The 18,927-nt window shown below is 43.1% G+C and carries 15 protein-coding genes and 1 pseudogene; 7 read left to right on the plus strand and 9 right to left on the minus strand.

Translation table 11 applies throughout. The annotated features are described in order from the left end of the window. Nucleotides 1-268 precede the first annotated feature (268 nt). A pseudogene (locus tag ASD24_RS06075) lies at nt 269-916 on the minus strand (nitroreductase family protein). A 120-nt stretch (nt 917-1,036) separates the two neighbouring features. On the opposite strand from ASD24_RS06075, the gene ASD24_RS06080 reads away from it, so the two are divergent. Next, complete coding sequence (locus ASD24_RS06080; protein ID WP_056693064.1) at nt 1,037-1,402, plus strand: helix-turn-helix domain-containing protein; 366 nt, start codon at nt 1,037-1,039, stop codon at nt 1,400-1,402. Nucleotides 1,403-1,419: 17 nt separating this feature from the next. Here the strand turns inward: ASD24_RS06080 and ASD24_RS06085 are convergent, their stop codons facing one another. Together ASD24_RS06085 and ASD24_RS06090 are read right to left on the minus strand one after the other, a co-directional pair. Further along, nucleotides 1,420-1,926: a hypothetical protein gene (locus ASD24_RS06085; protein WP_056693067.1), complete on the minus strand. Its 507-nt coding sequence runs from the start codon at nt 1,924-1,926 to the stop codon at nt 1,420-1,422. A gap of 265 nt (nt 1,927-2,191) precedes the next feature. Continuing rightward, nucleotides 2,192-3,391, minus strand: coding sequence for a glycosyl hydrolase family 28-related protein (locus ASD24_RS06090; RefSeq protein WP_056693069.1), 1,200 nt, complete (start codon nt 3,389-3,391; stop codon nt 2,192-2,194). Between the two features lie 352 nt (nt 3,392-3,743). Between ASD24_RS06090 and ASD24_RS06095 the strand changes: the two genes are divergently transcribed. The 4 genes from ASD24_RS06095 to ASD24_RS06110 all read left to right on the plus strand — a co-directional run bounded on the left by ASD24_RS06095 (nt 3,744) and on the right by ASD24_RS06110 (nt 9,093). Beyond that, nucleotides 3,744-4,664, plus strand: a complete 921-nt coding sequence (locus ASD24_RS06095) for a methyl-accepting chemotaxis protein (protein ID WP_235540415.1) — start codon at nt 3,744-3,746, stop codon at nt 4,662-4,664. A 378-nt stretch (nt 4,665-5,042) separates the two neighbouring features. Then, nucleotides 5,043-6,755, plus strand: a complete 1,713-nt coding sequence (locus ASD24_RS06100; RefSeq protein WP_056693482.1) for a spore germination protein — start codon at nt 5,043-5,045, stop codon at nt 6,753-6,755. Nucleotides 6,756-6,787: 32 nt separating this feature from the next. Continuing rightward, the gene (locus ASD24_RS06105) at nt 6,788-7,894 is read left to right on the plus strand and encodes a GerAB/ArcD/ProY family transporter (protein WP_056693072.1); all 1,107 of its coding nucleotides are present in this window, start codon (nt 6,788-6,790) and stop codon (nt 7,892-7,894) included. Next, nucleotides 7,891-9,093, plus strand: coding sequence for a Ger(x)C family spore germination protein (locus tag ASD24_RS06110; RefSeq protein WP_056693075.1), 1,203 nt, complete (start codon nt 7,891-7,893; stop codon nt 9,091-9,093). Before ASD24_RS06105 ends, ASD24_RS06110 begins: the two co-directional genes overlap by 4 nt. A 78-nt stretch (nt 9,094-9,171) precedes the next feature. Here the strand turns inward: ASD24_RS06110 and ASD24_RS06115 are convergent, their stop codons facing one another. The 5 genes from ASD24_RS06115 to ASD24_RS06135 all read right to left on the minus strand — a co-directional run bounded on the left by ASD24_RS06115 (nt 9,172) and on the right by ASD24_RS06135 (nt 16,013). Beyond that, nucleotides 9,172-11,574 (minus strand): ABC transporter permease, encoded by a 2,403-nt coding sequence (locus ASD24_RS06115; protein WP_056693077.1) that lies wholly within the window; start codon nt 11,572-11,574, stop codon nt 9,172-9,174. A gap of 4 nt (nt 11,575-11,578) precedes the next feature. Beyond that, entirely contained in the window at nt 11,579-12,337 is a 759-nt protein-coding gene (locus tag ASD24_RS06120) for an ABC transporter ATP-binding protein (protein ID WP_056693080.1), read from the minus strand. Nucleotides 12,338-12,433: 96 nt separating this feature from the next. Then, nucleotides 12,434-13,876, minus strand: a complete 1,443-nt coding sequence (locus tag ASD24_RS06125; protein ID WP_056693082.1) for a HAMP domain-containing sensor histidine kinase — start codon at nt 13,874-13,876, stop codon at nt 12,434-12,436. A gap of 19 nt (nt 13,877-13,895) precedes the next feature. Continuing rightward, a complete protein-coding gene (locus ASD24_RS06130; protein ID WP_056693083.1) occupies nt 13,896-14,594 on the minus strand; it encodes a response regulator transcription factor in 699 nt (232 codons plus the stop codon). 237 nt (nt 14,595-14,831) lie between these two features. After that, the gene (locus ASD24_RS06135; RefSeq protein ID WP_056693085.1) at nt 14,832-16,013 is read right to left on the minus strand and encodes a PQQ-binding-like beta-propeller repeat protein; all 1,182 of its coding nucleotides are present in this window, start codon (nt 16,011-16,013) and stop codon (nt 14,832-14,834) included. Nucleotides 16,014-16,371: 358 nt separating this feature from the next. Here ASD24_RS06135 and ASD24_RS06140 point away from each other — a divergent pair, with 358 nt between their 5' ends. Further along, nucleotides 16,372-16,905 carry a GNAT family N-acetyltransferase gene (locus ASD24_RS06140; protein WP_056693089.1) on the plus strand — a complete coding sequence of 178 codons (534 nt, stop codon included), beginning with the start codon at nt 16,372-16,374 and terminating at the stop codon, nt 16,903-16,905. A 171-nt stretch (nt 16,906-17,076) separates the two neighbouring features. Here ASD24_RS06140 and ASD24_RS06145 read toward each other — a convergent pair whose 3' ends face one another. Then, on the minus strand, nt 17,077-17,895 hold the full coding sequence (locus ASD24_RS06145; protein ID WP_056693093.1) for a helix-turn-helix transcriptional regulator: 819 nt from the start codon (nt 17,893-17,895) through the stop codon (nt 17,077-17,079). A 243-nt stretch (nt 17,896-18,138) separates the two neighbouring features. On the opposite strand from ASD24_RS06145, the gene ASD24_RS06150 reads away from it, so the two are divergent. Beyond that, on the plus strand, nt 18,139-18,915 hold the full coding sequence (locus ASD24_RS06150) for a sugar phosphate isomerase/epimerase family protein (RefSeq protein WP_056693096.1): 777 nt from the start codon (nt 18,139-18,141) through the stop codon (nt 18,913-18,915). The last annotated feature ends 12 nt before the right edge of the window (nt 18,916-18,927 follow it).

Consider the following 18,927-nt stretch of genomic DNA (forward strand, 5'->3'; position numbering starts at 1 on the left):
AGGACTATGAGACGGGCGACTAACGGTTGCTCAGTCCAATGTAGATAGATAACTAAAAACTCCTTACAACATTCGTTGTAAGGAGTTTTTTTAATGAAAAGAAGGGGGTGCCCCGGGTCATTGTATGACGTTTAAGGACACCCTTTTAACTATGAATTACATGATTTAGTGAATTAAATAAAATTAATAAATTATCCAATTATATGATAACTATGAAGTTCGTTTTGCAAGTGAATCAAGACTGTCTCTGAACAAGATTAACCATGTCTCAAGCCCAAGACGTAATCGTATCAACCGGGAGGCGGTAGGAAGGATATCCTGCTTTGGCTGCTTTACCGATGGAGATCAGCATGACAGGCTGGAATCTGGCCTTATCTAGGCCAAAGACCTCGGCGATTTGATCTTTATCGTAACCAGCCATAGGGTTAGTGTCGTAGCCATGAGCACGGGCAACAAGCATGAGCTACATAGAAATGAGTCCAGAGTCAATCAGATTGATATCACGCAGATCAGATGTGCTCAGGTTATCATAATACGGTTTCGCCTGCCCCATCTGCATCTCCTTAACCTCTTGCGGCATATAACCAAGCTCCACTGACTTATTGAAAATTTCTTCCATATATTTGATGTTGTGGGCATCATAGAATACGGCAATAAGAGCCGAAGAGGTTAGCGCCTGCGTCTGGTTAAACGAGGCTAGGGGTGCAATTTTCTGTTTCCCTTCAGCACTGTCAATAACGAGGAAACGCCATGGCTGCATGTTGATGGCAGATGGAGCACGGGAAGCCTTCGACAAGATTTCCGTCATTTCTTCGCGGGAAATTTTTACTTCGGGATCGTATTCTTTCACTGAACGACGTTCTAGAACGATCGAGTTAAAATCATTTGTTTTACTAAAGTGGTCAGTTGTATTCATGTAGGTTTCTCTCCTCTATAGGCATAATAGTGAGGTGTTAACTTTGTAATTCATCTCACTATGAGGAGTCTAAACTATGAAGTATACTTTATAGCAACAAATGAAATGAGGGTGACTTGAGTGAAAATTAACGAAGTATCTAAACGAATCAACCTTCCCATATCAACGCTCCGTTACTATGAGAAGGTTGGTATTATTACCGAAGAGTATGTGCTGAGAGACCAGAACAATTATCGCATATACACGCCGGGTATCATTCAGCACTTGGAAGTTGTTAAGCAATGCTTGGCGGTTGGGTTTACGATTCAGGATATAGAATCCATGATCTCGAAGAACGGTTTCTCCGAAAACGAACAAAGTGCTATCATTCAGGGGGAAATATCTGAAATCGAAGAGGCTCAGCTCAAGTTAGAACATGCGAAACAAAGTCTTAACGATATTCTTAGATTAAACATTACGTGTGAGGATGGCTTTGGGAAACACTAACGATAGGCATGTATGACTCATTGACTAAGTTCCGCAGAGACTTTCCAATCGGGCTCATCGGCTTGAACAAGCCATTTATCATTGACTTTCATCATCGTGAGCAACCCTTTGCTCGGAACCCGTTTAACCTCGTTCTCATCCTGGTCAAGCAGTACAAAGTCTAATGTATAATGCAGATCGTACGTGTTTTCAGTTGGCTGATTCAGTGGTTCGAATGCAAGATTTTCGGGCTTTAGGGATAATTGCTGCTTCTGTACAATAAGAAAGGGCAACGTTGTATAACGATTAAGCTCGGCTTTGGAATAATACTCGTCTGTAAGATATGGCTTCATTAATTTATTCCGTTCAAGGATCGACTCTTCTGAGAAAATATCCTCATGATATGAAACGGTATATTCCACGTTTTTGTATACTTCGCCGGCTTGGATTGCCTGGTTCACCTCTTTCGAATTGTCGCATCCCGTAACTACGGTAAGCAATACGATGAACATCGCCAATAAAGCCCCTTTTAATCGGAGTGTCATTATAATCTCCCCTCTCATGTATGTATAGTTTAATTTTACCATATTTGATACTTATATTATTGTTATTAATGAATTCACCATATGAAAACAATAAAAAATCCCCTACTTCCATAAAGGTAGCAGAGGGGGATTTTGAGATAAGTTACTTGATGGTTCACGCTATTCGCTACTCACATCAGCATCTGATGCATGTTCTAATATTTCTGTACTACTCTTTGGTTAATATTCTGCTATTTTGCTCTGTGAATTACGTCTGTTCCTTAGCTTAGCGATTACGGTTACCTGTATTTACGTTGCCACTTCCACCCTCAATACTGATAGACTTGCCTGAGGTATCGGTAATATTGTTCTTAATTTCATTCGAGCTAGAGTTGGTAAGACGGATACCGGTAATGGAGAAACCGGAATGGGTTGTCATCTCATTACCAATCACTTTGTTCTGGTTGGAGCCGTCTAGACGAATAACCGCATCTGGTTTAAGCGAAGTGTTGGTTTGGATAAATTCATTGTCTGTAAAGGTATTACCACTTGCTTGCACCAAGAGACCTTGGAGAGAGGCATTTTTGATCGTATTTCCGTAAACATGATTTCCGGTTGCTCCTGTCAGTACAAAGATACCCCGCGGATAGTTCTCGATCACATTGTTTGTAATGGTGTTGTTGGCACCGTCATTAGGGATACGAATACCAGCATAGCCGTCTGATTGGTGGGTACGGTTAATGATCTGATTGCCAGACACGGTGGTATTGGTTGCGCGAGATAAGTTAATTCCACTACCGCCGCCCGAATTCGTAATTTGATTGTTTATAATTTGAACGTTGCTAAACTCACCAGTCGGGAAGCTTTCGTGCCCTGTGGCAATGGCATGTCCATTGTTCCGGTCAAAGCGACTGTTGGTGATCTGGGAATCTTTCGTTCTACGTAGCAAGGCTCCAATGGTTGTATCTCGGATCTCGATCTGGTCAAGTGTGAGATGGGAGACAGGAATATCAATAATAATTCCACCTACCTGACTAGCACCGCGAGCTTCCCGATTTTCACGGTCGGCATCAATGGTCAAATTGGAGATGTTCACGTTGATACGATTGGTTTGATTACGGAGAATCGGATTACCGATGACATATTGGCTAGAAGAGCCTGTCTTTTTGAAAATGGTTTGTCCAATCCCATCACCGGTCAGACTAACTCCGGCATATAACCGAATAGACTCATCGACATAGTATGTACCTTTTGGAAAATAAACGGTTCCTTCCATTCCTCGATCATAGAAATACTTCAATGCATTTTGAATTTCCTTCGTTTGAGCATTTTTTGAATTGGCTTTGACCCCAAAATCGGTTGCCTTAATCACATTGTCTGCTGCTTGAACTACGCCCGTTCCGACTGTAGCCCCTTGAACAACAAAGGCAGTAGCGACAAGAAGCAGTAGGCTAAGACGAACCTTTTTCTTTAAACCTTTAAACATATACCTATTCCCCCTAACCAATAAGTGAGATTTATCACAAAAACCCCCTTTTTTTATTGTCGGTTTTTAACCTACATTATTTAAGAAGATGAGCGAATTAAAGTATTGGTACAAATCGAAATGCTATTGTATGATCAAGCCAATGATCTTTTATGTTCTATATCGATCTTCTGATTGTAAAAATATATTGTTATAAAATCAGGTGAATAAGTGATCCAAAAGTCCCGAATCCGGGTATCATTAATATAGTTATCTTAAATTAATATAGATACATATTATATGAAAAGTTATTTTAGCCTTTGCCTGTTATTGCAAGAGATTTCTATCATGGGATTAGAGTGGGGGATATGGCGTGTCTATAGTTGATGTGATGAAAAAAGATGTTGTGACGGATGAGTTGGTGATCAAAGCGATGGAGAAGAGTTTGGCGATTATTCGATTCGATATGAAACGCAAGGTTACGTATGTGAATGATGTATTTGCCACAACGATGGGCTATCAAAAAGAAGAGATGTACGGCATGCAACATGAACAACTTTGCTTTGGAAGCTTTGTGAACAGTGTCGAATACGAAGCCTTCTGGAGTAGTATTTTCAGTGGAGTGAGCTTTCAGGATAAGGTAGAACGTAAGGATGCAAATGGCAACTCCGTGTGGCTTGAGGCTACGTATATGCCTGTTTATGATGAGAATAATCAGAAAATACTCGGTGTATCCAAAATAGCGACCAACATCACTAATCGCCAGAACAATATATCAACAGTAGTTCATGAATTGAAAACGATGTCACATGAGCTGAGCGAGCAGGCAGATGGGGGCATCGGACGTAGTCAGGAATTAATGTCCAGTATTTCATATATTTCGGAGGTATCCGCTCATAACCGCATGACATTGAGTCATTTGCAGGAACAGGCAGGATCGATTCAAGGGGTGGTACAGACCATCCGTGAAATTGCATCACAGACACAGTTACTCGCCTTGAATGCAGCGATCGAGGCTGCACACGCGGGAGAGTATGGTAGAGGGTTCGATATTGTTGCCAAAGAAGTGAAGAAGCTATCGGGGATTGTAGAGAACTCAATTAATGAAATTCGTGATAGCGTTACTGGAATTACCAAAGAAATCGGAAATATTGCGGGCGGAACGCAGAAGGTTGAAGATTATGTGGAGCAGAGTAAAGAGCGGATTGAGATCGCTTTGAATGATTTCACGTCGATTGCTGCATCTGCTCAATTACTCGATGCCAAGGCGCAGCAAGTAACCAAAATCGTGTGATGAATCGCAAAGAAGTTTTCGATTGCAGATTCAATCATGCTATAACTGGCATGCGATTGAGTTACATAGGTTGATTTCATAAATATATATGACTTGAATAATGGATGCGGTTCCTTGAGGGGAGCCGTTTTTTGCTGTGTATTATTAGTCGAGCGAGACGAGACAGTACACTTTTCTTTTTTTTCATCATCCTCATCTTGATCTTGATCTTGATCTTGATCTTATATCTTGTCGTGATACATCCGTAAGCTTTGAAGTTATGCGACATTACTTCGCTATAATTAGGTTTACAAAAACGGGAATGTTTGTGTGGAAACGGGGACACAATACTTTCGAATACCTGCAGCTTATCATGCAGAGAAATGTTGGGGTGAGTATATGTGGTCTACCATGGTTTCCTATGTGCCCGAATGGTCAGTATGGATGCAGGCCTTCTTGGTCATTATCATCCCCATTGGCATTACCCTGACTACACGGTGGATCAATGCTTCGATCAAGCGTGGTAGCTTCACTCGTTCCAATAAACCGTCAGTATCCCCAAAGGATATCTCACCGGCCGCCGCAGGAGTAGGGAGCGGAACGGAGACAGGGCACTATGCCAATATTAAAATAACCGGTAACTACCATACGGATCTAATTAGTATTAAGGAAACTTTCGGTAAAAATGCAGATGTGCATCTTCGGGAGTTTACGATTAGAGGTACCAATACACGGGCTGCCGTTATGTTTACCGAAGGTCTGGTAGATGTGAATTTAATGGATGAATACCTTATTAAATCATTAATGTTCGAAGGTGTGCCTGAGCAGACTCAGGGGGAGTTTGTGCAACAAAATAACGCTGACTTCCTGGCGACGTATTTGAAGGAGCAACTGCTTCCTGTAAGCCAAGTGCAGGAGACGTCATCACTTCAGGAACTATCTGTTGGTGTACTGCTAGGCAAAAATGCATTGTTGGTGGATGGACTACCTGGAGCAATGTTAATCGGAACGGCTAAGGGGAAAACGCGTGGTGTAGATGAGCCTTTATCCGAAGGTTTACTTCGCGGTCCACGTATCGGCTTTACAGAGGAGTTAAGCGATAATACAGGGATTTTGCGTCGCCATGGCAGTAATCAGAGTTTATTTATTCAAAAATTTGAAGTAGGCACACGTGTCAAAAAAGATCTGGCGATTGCTTATATTCAGGATATTGCTGATCCTAAGCTTGTAGCTGAAGTGCAGAAGCGAATTCAAGAGATGGATATGGATGATATGCTCGAATCGGGTTATGTGGAACAACTTATTGAAGATAGTACGCTTAGTCCTTTTCAACAGATTCTGAATACAGAAAGACCTGACCGGGTGATGGGTGCTTTGCTTGAGGGTCGGGTAGCTATTTTGCTGGACGGCACACCCTTTGTACTCGTTGTACCTGTAACCTTTAGCATGCTGCTGCAATCGCCTGAGGATTATTACGAGCGCTGGATTCCGGGCACTTTTCTAAGAATGCTGCGTTTTATGTCCGCTATGCTAGCTTTGCTTGCTCCTGCTCTCTACATCTCTTTTATTTCATTCCATCCCGGGCTTATTCCAACCAAACTGGTACTGACGATAATTGAGACACGAACAGGAGTGCCGTTCCCTTCCCTGATTGAAGTATTAATCATGGAACTCTCTATTGAGATTCTAAGGGAAGCTGGAATTCGTCTACCTAAACCGATTGGACCTGCGATGGGTATCGTAGGGGGTCTAATCATTGGTCAAGCTGCCGTACAGGCGGGAATTATAAGTCAGTTCCTCGTTATTGTCGTGGCGGTAACAGCGATATCTTCCTTTACGATTCCTGTGTACAGCGCAGGTTTAACATTACGAATTTTAAGGTTTGCGGCGATGTTTAGCGCAGCTGTACTTGGATTATTCGGAGTGGTTATGTTCTTTTTACTCGTGTGTACACATCTGTCACGGCTTTCAAGCTTCGGCGTACCTTATGTTGCGCCAGCGGTTCCGTATCACCTGGGTGAATGGAAGGATTTCTTCATCCGTGCTCCGCTCAATATGATGCGTAAACGTCCCATCATGACTAATCCAATAGATAAGGATCGTAAAAAATAAGTTACTTTACAAAGGGCTGGAGGTGAAATGCATTGAATGAAGATAGGCCTCTAGGCAAAATTACGACGACTCAGGCCGTTGTAATTATCGTCAATTACATGCTGGGTGCTGGGATCTTGACGTTACCTCGAACGACGAGTAAAGCTGTTGGAACACCAGATGTCTGGATTTCCATTATTTTGGCTGGGTTGATCGTTACAGGCATTGGCATTATCCTGGTCACTTTGTGCCGCCGCTTTCCAGGGAAGACCGTCTTCCAGTTCACCCGCGAGATCACGGGGAGCTGGATTGCTTACATATTAGGATGTGCCATGATTCTGTATTTCACGATTATTGCTGCATTCGAGATTAGAGTTATGGCGGACGTAACGGGAATGTATCTGCTTGAACGTACACCCACTTGGGCGATCGTAATGGTTTTTATGTGGATAGGTATCTATCTGATCTCTGGTGGACTTGTCGTTATTGTGCGTGTATTTGAAATTATTTTGCCAATCACATTGCTAATATTTGTGATGGAAATTTTGCTTAGTAATCAGTTATTCGAGATTGGCAATCTTCGACCTGTACTTGGAGACGGAATTATGCCCGTTCTTAAAGGATTGAAACCCTCCTTATTATCATATACAGGTTACGAGGTGATGTTTGTCATAACTGCTTATATGCAAAATCCGAAAAAAAGCAATAAGGCGATGACATGGGGATTGATGACTTCCACCATCGTATATTTGATTACCGTTGTTATGGTTGTAGGTAGTCTGTCTCTGGATGGTATCAAAACGAGAACATGGCCTACACTGGATTTGGTGAGGAGCTTCGAGATTCAAGGACTAATATTTGAGCGTTTCGAATCCTTATTGCTTGTAATCTGGATAATGCAGATCTTCTCAACAACAGTCATTACCCATTACTGCGCTTCAGTTGGGATTCGTGATTTATTTCGTGTGAAGAAGATGCCAGTCATTGTGTATGCCCTGCTTCCATTCATCTATATCACAGCTTTGATGCCCAAAAATGTGGATCAGACCTTTGCATTAGGGGATATGCTGGGCAATGCATCTGTATTTTTGTTTGCTATTTTACCTCTGGTGTTGCTGGTGTTAAGCCTAATTCGCAAAAAAGGAGGCAAACATGCATGATGCGGTTTCGTATGCTTGTACGTACAATCACTAGTCTATGCATTCTGTTACTGATATCCGGTTGTTGGAGCAGTAGAGAGATTGAGGAGCTAAGTTTATATGTAGGGCTGGGTATTGACGTCGCCCAAGAGACAGAGTTTGAAAAGAGCGTTGCAAATCAAGGAGGAGATTATGCGAAGCAGAAAGTGTTAACTGCAACGGTTCAGATCGCCCCAGGGTATGCGAGTGGTCAAAATAGTGGACAATCGGGATCTCCATCTGCGGGTAAAACTTCTTATTCCAATGAACAGCTAACAGGGGATTCTATGTTACAGATCTTTCGTCAGTTTGCATTAAGACGAGATCGTCCACTCATCGGACATCATCTGAAGGTCATCGTAATATCGAAGGATATTGCCAAAACGTATGGTTTGGATCAACTGCTTGATTTTGTACTGCGAGATAACGATATTCGCCCAAACTGCCTGGTATTGATCAGCCATCGACGTGCAATTGATGTGCTCACTTCAGATGATCCGACGCGAATTCCAGCTTTTTACCTCACAGGGATCAGTAACAATGCGTACTTATCCAATAAAATTATGGAACCTGTTCCGTTAACTAAATTAGATGCACAGATGCAATCTGGCTCTAGTTTTTTGCTACAGAATGTACTTAGTTTTAAAGGCGAGGACAAATTCTCTGGGGCTAGCATTTTTAAAGGAGAAACCACTAAATTCATTGGTGAACTGAATCAAACCGATCTAGAGGGGTTAGCATGGCTTATGGATAAAGAACGAGGAGGTGTTATTAAAACATATAATAAACAAGGATTTACTGTGTTATATGAAATCAAGAAGAAAAAAACCAAAATCACACCTAAAGTGGTGGGTAACGATATTTCATTTGACGTGAAGGCGGAATCTGAAGGTTGGCTGATGGAGGATTGGCGTGCACCCGAAGAAGAAGAGAAGGGAGCCTACCTCAGAGAATTAGAAAAGAATTTTACGGATATGGCGGAACAGCAAATTGATCAAGTGCTCCATAAACTTCAACATACCTACAAAGTAGACGTTGCCGATTTTCGGGATAGCTTACGGATTAAATATCCGAAAGTGTGGAAAAAGGTCAAGGATGACTGGGATGAAGTCTTCAGCACCGTGCCGATTACGTATAAGGTAAAGATCAATATTACGAGTCCAGGTTCTTCAACAGAGTAGTCATACGAAAAGCCCTTTCGTTCCTTATAAGGAGGCGAGAGGGCTTATTCTGTTTCTATTCTGTTTCTTTACCTTTTCTTATTCAATAACCAGATTGCGCGGAGAGGAATGACGAATAACTCGTGAAGACACCCATGAACCATATGCTGCCGCAAGTATGGTAAGGCAGGCGAATAATAGGATTCCAGCCCAGTTCAAAATAAGGGGAAGCTCTACGATCCCGTATCCAGAAAGGACGAGCTCTAGAAGAACAGGTAGTACATATATGCCTATGACAATGCCCAATAAGGCGCCGATGGAGGACAAGATTACAATGCCCATGGCAATCGACAATCGAATTTGGCTTGATGTTAAACCAATGGATTTATATATGCCATACGTTCTGCTTTCCTTTCGAATGCTGATCCTGCAGGTGCTAAAGATAATGATAAATGTAACCAGAATAAACAGTAGCCCGATTAGTGTCATCGGATAGACCAGAATGTCTGCTGCTTCAGCATATACGGAATCAAGCAGCGTTTTCTGGGTAACAACAGAAGTAGAATCCTTGAATTGCTCATTCAATGCATGGACAACAGGTTCTACTTGAACCGGATCATTCACATTGATAAAAACCACATCCACATCCTTGTAACTGGAATTCACGCTATGCATCGCATCCATGGTGATTCGTCCGGAGACGGACATGTTGGCAATCGCTTGATAGACACCCGTGATCACGAAAGTACGCTTTTGTCCTTCAATGTAGATATCAATGAGATCACCGAGATCCTTATGATACGTTTTGGCTATATTTACACCGATCGAAATTTCATTCTCCAACCGAGGATTAGATCCTCTTAGATTCTCAAACCCAAGCTGATCATAGCTCCCATCCAGCACACTTAGAAACAGACTCGTGGATTGACTCTGCGGATTGATCGAAGTGTGAGGGCGGATGACCCCGGACGTATTCCCTTGCCAGCCTACATTCTGGATGCGGGTATCTTGTTCTAATATTTGCTCTAGCTTATCTAGGGAAAAATGACTCTTATTCACCACTACGGCTGCGATGTTGGCATTATCATACCCCCATTTAGCGGCTGTCTGGTATATTCCACTGACACTCGTCACAACGACATAACCAAGAACGAGTACAGCTGATGCCATCATCGTGAGTAGTAGTATAAGAGCAGAGCTACGGATGTTCTTCATCAGATTGCGAAAGCCAATGACGACAGAAACCGGATATCGTGAGAACCCAATCGCACGGAAGAACGGTGTATTCATCCGTTGAGCAATGCGAATATGGTCAGCTTCGGACATCCCATAACGAATGGCCTGCACAGGTTCAATATGTCGTGCTTTGTTGGCATAGAGCATAACGAACAAGATGACCATAGCGAAGAGAAATGCACCCACAAGCAAGGCTGCACCAATTCCCTGCATTGGAATATCGCCACCACCAGCGCTGAGTGAGGACACTGAGATGCTCATTAACGGTTTGGATATCCACACACTTAGCATAAGCCCAGGAAGAATGGCGACTAGAGATAATATGGCGTATTGTATGACATACGTGCCAATCATCTTATGGGAAGTCAATCCTAGCGATTTGAGGATCCCGATCGTTTTATAGTTAGCCAAGATGGCATCGGAGATTGTGAACCCAATCGTAACGAGAGCGATAACTAGCATAACTACGCCGAGGAAGATCATAATGAACCCGATAATCTGATTAATAATCAGATAGAAGGAGGATATACTCTCAAACTCCATCTTGGTCTCCAGAAAAGGGACATTATGCTCAAGGTTATACTTCTCCCAATAACGTGAATTCGTGCTGTAATCGTCAAAATGAATGCCGAACATGTAATTGTCATTTCCTGCGAGTGCCTGAACATCCTGTTGATAATCCGTTGGATTCATCCAGACCCGTGCAGTGTTGGTGAATGGGGCACCGTAAGGAACATCTACAACAATATCGGAAACCGTCAGATTGAGGTTAGTGGAACCGGCTCTGAAGCTTATCGTATCGCCAATTACGATATGGTATGAGTTCGCCATGGAGGTAGGGATCCAGACCGAACCTTGTCCAGGCAAAGTTGGTTGCAATCCGCTGGCAAAAATGAGTTTATCCACATCCCATGGGGGAGCAGGCGTATCTATCATGTATAGATAGAGATTCGGAATATCCAAGCCGTCAAACGTAATTCCTGACAGTGTCCGGTACTGTAGTAACGGAGAGACATCAACATGTTCTTGTTCCTGCCACCAATCATATACAGCCAGAGGATCATTCAGGTCTTTCTCAAAGGAGAGAATCTGATGAGAGCCATGGGCACGATCATGCATTTCTTTAAATAAATTGCCGGTATTCGCTAGAATAATGACGGCTGTTGCTACAAGTAGTGTGGATAAGAGAATGAGGAGCGTGCTAAATCCATTTTGCGTTTTGTTTTTCCGGAGGTAAGAAAGGCTTAATCGCCACATGATTGCCATAGCCCTATTCCTTCCTCGAAACAAAATTGAAGATCATCGATTCACGATCGTGGATCTGCTCTTCGTCATATTTGCTGAACTCAAGAATACCTGCTACCTTACCATCTCGGATGAAAATAAGGCGGTCTGCACGACATGCAGCCTTGATATCATGAGTAACCATAACGACCGATTGTCCCTTGCGGTTGATATCGGTCAAGATATCTAGGACAGCCTGGCCGTGCTCATAGTTCAGACTACCCGTGGGTTCATCAGCAAATAACATATCAGGTGAGTTAATTAGTGCACGTGCAATGGCAGCTCGTTGTTGTTGTCCACCTGACGTTTCAGAGGGAAGGCGATGATGCTGTTCATTGATATCCATGGCTGTCATCAATTGACTTGCTCTCGCGGCGACCTCACTCCTCTTGGAACCGGCGATATAGCCGGGTAATGCGATATTTTGTTGGATCGAGAGGTCTGGGACAAGGTTGATACTTTGATAGATATAACCGATTCGGCGGGTGCGGAATTCAGACATTTCCCGTTCGGTATAAGCGTCAATGCGTTGATCCCGGAAATACACTTCACCTGCTGTTACCTGATCCAATCCGCTTAGCAGGTACAACAGGGTAGACTTGCCTGAGCCCGAGTTGCCCATGATTACGGTGAAATCGCCTTCGTATATATCCAGATCAACATTACGTATAGCATGATACTGCTCACTACCCGTATTGTAGGTTTTGCATAAGTTTTGAGCACGTATAATGGCTGTCTTGACCAAGAAGATCACTCCCTATGATTCATTTTAATTAGTTTAAGGGAGACACATTGAGGAAGTCTTATCTAATTATGAATAAAGTATTACATGGTCAGCTAGTTAACATATGGGCAGATGAATTTGAAAAATCGTACCTTGTCCTTCTTTGCTCGAAAAAGTGATCTGACCTCCGTGTGCTTCAACAATACTTTTGCAAATGGATAGACCAAGACCTGTTCCCTCCTGTACATACGAGTTAGAAGGAGAAGCTGCGCCCTTAAAATATCGTTCGAATATAAAAGGCATATCCTGAGCCTGAATACCTTGCCCCGTATCTGCAATAGTCAGTTTAAATTGTCCAGCATTTAGCTCGGTCACAATCCGAATCGTATCTCCGGGAACGGTATGTTTAAGGGCATTGAATACGATGTTGGATAGAACCTGCTCCATTCTCGTTGAATCAATCTGCATAAGTACATTAGGGATCGATGCCGGTTCTTCATAATTCAGACCTCTCATCTCCACCATGTGTGCAATGGGCTGTAACATATGTTGAAAGGTGGCAAGGCTGTACACTTCGCGAGGTTCGACAGAGATCTGACCTAGCTCCTGCAAAGCGTGAACGAGCAGATCCTCAACCAATCTAGCCGTTTTATCCGTATGGGTTCGCATGACCTCCATATACTCCATCAACGTTTGTTCATCGGTACATAAGCCTTCCAGAATAGCCTCTATGTATGCTTTAACGGTTGTAATGGGTGTTTTGAGATCGTGCGATATATTCGTGATTAGTTCTTTCTGTGCTCGTTCCTGACGTATACGCTCTGCATTCAGATGCATGATCTCCGCGCGCATCAGATCAAGCATAGCGTATAATTCGCCCATTTCATCTACTCGGGAGTATTGAATAGGCTGATCGTACTTCCCTTTGAGAATGGACTCGGCGTGTTCTTTCAACTGGCTGATCGGAGAGAGTAGGTGCTTCTTGACCTTTCGTTTCATAGCGATCAGACAAGCGCCTAGCATAAGGGAGACGCCGGCTAACGTGATCATGACCCAGAAGGCAGAGGTGAGCGGCTGCTCAACAACAACCATAGATAGGGGAACTGTAAAAATGGCATTGCCAATCTGCCTTCCATTAGTTCCATCGATAACAGGAAAGGCAATATTGAGCGACTGCTTATCATCCGTAACCTGTGCCGCCTGATTCAGATCATAATGCAGTACAGATTGCAGATTCAGCTGCGTGCCCTCCAAGGAAGGGGTAGAAGATATGACCACGACGCCATCTAATCCAACATAGGTCAGCTCAACCCCGTTCTCTTGCACGATAGATCGCAATTGATCCCGAGTTGTCGGATCCGTTAACTGCTGCTGTTTTTGTTCAAGTTCAAGAAGAAGTGGATTAACTGCAAGCCGCACCTGATTAATGGATAGATTGGAGTTGTTATTTTGTCTGTCCATAAGCAGATTCACGAAAAGCAATAGACTGCATGTAATCAATATCATTAGCAGAATGAAGGTTATACGCAGCCAACGTTTAGACCACATATGCAGTGACATGTCATTGCCTCCCTTTGGCTTATTCATGGTTGAACTTGTAGCCGACACCCCAAACGGTTTTCAGAAGACGAGGCTCGGAAGGGTCTGCTTCAATTTTTTCTCTTAATCTGCGGATATACACGGTAACGGTATTCTCGTCTCCATAAGCAGCGTAACCCCAGATCGCATCCAGAAGCTGTGACTTCGAGAAAACCTGGTTTTTGTTGCTCGCTAGATAGTAAAGTAACTCAAATTCTTTGGCAGAGAGGGAGACCTCTTGATCATCTATCGTTACCTTGTAGCCCTTCTTATCTATGACAAGGTTAGACAGCCTCAGCAGATCGGTAGAGGCACGTTCCGTTGTCAGACGATCATATCTGCGGAAGTGTGCGTTGATCCGAGCCAGTAACTCACTGAGCGAGAAAGGTTTGGTCATATAATCATCAGCGCCAAAGCCTAAACCCAGCACCTTATCCGTATCGCTGCCCCTCGCGCTCAATATTAATATCGGAATATGGTTACGGCGCCGAATCTCACGGCAGACCTCGATGCCGTCCAGATCTGGGAGCATAATGTCCAAAATGATGTAGTCTGGCTGCAGCATATCCATGATGTGCAATCCATCTTGACCGTTATTGGCAATCGCAGCTTCGTAGTTGTTCTTGATCAAATAGTCTCGTAGAATGCGCGAAATATCCTGTTCATCTTCAATAATGAGAACTTTGCGTTTAGATTCCATTGCTATCGCTCCAGTTCGTAAAAATATGAATGGTCCTGCTATGTATGAATTAATAAGAGGTTGATGTTAGAGTACTATGGTTAACTATACAGGTTTGTTGGAGAGGCGTCATGGGGGAGTTCAACGACTTCAACGGTTGCACAAATAAAAAAGCCGCCACCTGTCGGAGTTTGTATCGTACATACATTTTCCGAGGAGATGGCGGCTCTTCTAACGATATTGCTAATTCATAACGTGTTAGTAATCTATTCGTGTCAGGTCGTAATTCATGATCGCTTTTCCCCTAGGGTCCACTACAATAAAATGGGTTCTGTTGTTGAGAATCTCGTAGTTCGTATTTTGATAGAAATCCATTTCCGTTTCAGAGAAGGCTTTAATGACATTCAGATTGGTTGAATCCAATATGTTGATTTCGTACCATCCTCCCTTTTTAACTGTGAACATCAGACTCTGCTGATCTCTTGAGACTTCGATCATTCTCAGGATACGGTTATACCCTGTAGCGAGAGGTTTGTATGATTTGCTTGCCAACAGTTTACCATCTGAAGCGTACAGCTTTAATGAATTGTTTTTACCATCCATAAAGAGGAGACGGTTTTGGAGTGTGTAAGTCTCCGTCCGTTCGCTTACATATGGAAGTTTTTTTGTCCATTGTAACTGCCCTTTAGCATTATAGGCTTTGAGGGTTACCGCGTTTTTGACAACGTTTTGAGTAACGATTGTCCCATCCTTTAGTACATTAACAGGAATGTATGATATTCCGTTCTTCGCTGTTACGATTTTTTTTCCTGTAGCTAGATTCAATATGTATGTATTAGGGTCATCACTATAGGTTTTGGCAAATACATAATCACCTTCTATACCCAAGATGGAATACGGCATTGTATATTTTTTGGTTCTCCGGCCGTTAGAGTCATAGTGGTATAAGGTGGCTTTATAATCTTTTGAATGCGAAGCGACATACAGACTTCCGTCCTTACCCGGATACATGTCACTCTCATAGGAATGATATGCAACATCTTTGTTGAAGGGTAGAGTACCCGTCCATATTTTCTTACCGGTTGCTAAGTTCATGGCACTGACTTTGTTGTTCTTGTCGAACATGAAAATGTACCCGTCTTCTGAAGGGACAAAATCAAAATTTTCAAGGATAGACCATCGGAGAGTCCCCGATAAGGGATCTATATTTTCTAAATAACGTTTCCCTCCAACCATGTTATAACCAAGTAGGCTCTGATTACCTCGGGAATCCACAACGGCCCCAGGGATTATATTCCAAGGGAGACTCCATTCCCCCTTGTCAATGTTGTACACCCATTCGGGCTCAGGAAGGTCTTTCGCCTCAGCGGAATTGCCTAGTACCAATAGTGGGCTAATCAAGCTGGCAATAAGCAACGATTTAATCAGCGTCCATTTCAACGTGCAACAACTCCTCTAATATAGGTATTTTATACTATATCACATAAGGAACATTTTGGAATAATATGTCGAATTATCATTTACGTTTATTTCTTGGACAATTGTAGAACCGCATACTTTTGGCGAAAATAAAGATGATATGTTCTATCTCTATAGAAAATATCAATCAAAGAATAGAAACATTTAATGATCACCTGTAAAAGATGCATGCTACAATGACGGAAATACATAATTCTTAGTTCATAACTAGGACTTTTTTATGATTTTTATGAGAGTACTCTTTTTTAATCTGGAACTTAATCACGAATGAACGATGAGCGACTTATGGATCCTGTGAAATTATAGAGGGGGATTAACATTGACAACCAACATAACGGTGGAGCTGGCGCAAGAGAAAGATTATGCGGAGATCGTAGATGTGCTTGTGACGAGTTATACCGAATATGAGCGTGCGTTTAACGATAAGGAGCGTTGGGATAAGTATATTGGGGAAATTAGAGAATCGCTTCTTAACCCGTCTATCGCACAATTATGGGTAGCTCGGATAGATGGAAGCATTGTGGGCACAGTCCAGTTGTTTGAGACGGCTCAAAAAGCATATGCCGGTTTCGAGTCGCCGATTGATTATCCGTTTATTCGCTTACTTGCCGTTCATCCAAACTGGCGGGGACATGGTGTTGCGCGGGCATTGCTTGATCGGTGCGTCGAATCCGCCAAAGCGTTCAATCGTGATTTTGTATATTTGTATACGAGTCCTAGTATGCTTAATGCCGTAGCGTTGTATCGGCGGTTTGGTTTTGAAGAAGATCCGGCCTACCATATCGGGAATGACGAGTTCGGTGCGCTCTGCTTCAGATATCCTACACATGTTCAACAAGTCGAGAGTGTGTAGCTATTTAGTTGGAGAAGTGTCGAACTGAAAAATGTCTAATTCTATCGTCAAAGTGATTACAATAGGAGGGGACGACACCTAGCCCTACCTTCTAAACGTTAGCTTATTTGATTAAGCCAGCTTAGAGAAGTAAGGCTTTTTGGTACGTTCAAGAATGTCCTTAACCTTAATTCAAACGTGCTCTAGATCCATTGGTGGATGGGACTGCGATTCCCTGTACTCCGCAGGTGACATCCCGAAGTGTGTACGGAAGACCCGATGGAAATAGGAATAGCTTGCGAATCCACAGGATTCCGCAATGTGTTCCAATGTCATTTCACTGTATTTCATACGCTCCAGCGCAGCGTTCAGACGAATTTCGATTGCATATTGGATCATGGTCTGACCATAGTGCTCCTTGAACAATCGTACCGCACGCGATAGGCTTAGTCCCGCGTATCGTGCGGCCTCTTCCAGTTTGAACGTTACGGTGGCATGTTCCTCGATGAAACGTTTCAGTTTGAGGGCCGAGGAGACGGCACGGTCGGTCTGAATGTTTTCTTTGATAGCACGGTCAATGTATAGGCATAAGCCACGAAGGAGTGCATCGTTCAGCTCTGCGTTTTCCTCCAGGGGGCCACGACGCTTTTCAAGCAACATGTTCCGCCATAGACTAACCAATTTGTCATCTAGACCGATTCGGCTGAGGGTAGGTCGCGCTGTTTGCCCCCACCAATGATCGATCCAGCTTCCCTCGCAAAATAAATAGTAATCCCCACTCGATAAGCGGCCCTCTTTATGTGGCTCTTCTACAACAAGACGATAATCATCCCCAGGCTTAAGCAAGAGAAGATCGCCACTGGTCATCGTGAATTCCTCATCTTGGATATAGATCTTACATGTGCCTTCGGTCTGCAGACGGAACAAAAAGCTCTGTAAGTTGCCCCTCATATTATGATTAAATGCTTTGTAATGGTAGGAGTAGTCGCAGATCAGTACTGTAGTTTCCATTGGATGTAGTCCTCCTATATGTAGGTGTAGCATGATGCTCAAGAATATGATTCATTCACGTTCATATCGTAAAGTCCATGGTGGGGAGTTAACATGGAAATTCATGTTAACACACGTCAGAAAAATTTGATCAAATAGTTCATGGTTTGACGATATTGTATATGTTCATTCTAGCCTGTTTTGCGGTAGGATGAAACCAGATAGAGCAATGAAAGCAAATTCTAGAGCAGAGGTGTAGATATCATGGGAAAACGTAATATTGGATTGCAATTGTTCACACTCCGCGATGAGACTGTAGCAGATTTCCGTGGAACTTTGCGCAAAGTAGCTGAGCTTGGTTATGAAGGCGTGGAGTTTGCTGGATATGGAGATATTCCTGCCGAAGAAATGAAAGCGCTACTAGATGAACTAGGATTGAAAGGATTCAGCAGCCACGTTTCACTGCATGCGATGCGTGAGAACCTGCAACAACAAATCGATTACCTCAAAACGATTGGGGCTCAATATATGATCTGCCCGTACTTGATGCCAGAAGATCGTCCAGAGGACGCAGAAGGCTGGAAGAAGCTATTTGCAGAACTTCAAGGGTATGGGGAAGAGGTTACGAAACAAGGGTTGACCTTTGGTTACCACAACCATGATTTTGAGTTCCATGGCCAGGTTGGCGATGAGAATGCTTTTGACGCGATGTTTACTCAAACGACACCAGAGTCTGTACAGGTTGAGATGGATGTATGTTGGGTTCAGTTTGCGGGACAAAATCCAATCGAGTATATTAATAAATATGCGGGACGTTTGCCGCTGCTTCACTTGAAGGATTTCAGCAAAGACGAACAGGGTCAGATGAAAACACTGGAACTGGGACAAGGTTCGGTTGATCTGCCAGCCGTGATTGAGGCAGCTACCAATGCAGGTGTAGAGTGGCTGATTGTAGAACAGGATGTATGTCAGAATCCACCTCTTGAAAGCGTAGCCAATAGCTACAACTGGCTGAAACAGAATTACTTGAACCAATTTTAATCAGAGTATTAA

It is taken from the genome of Paenibacillus sp. Root52, assembly GCF_001426865.1.
Classification (GTDB): Bacteria; Bacillota; Bacilli; order Paenibacillales; family Paenibacillaceae; genus Paenibacillus.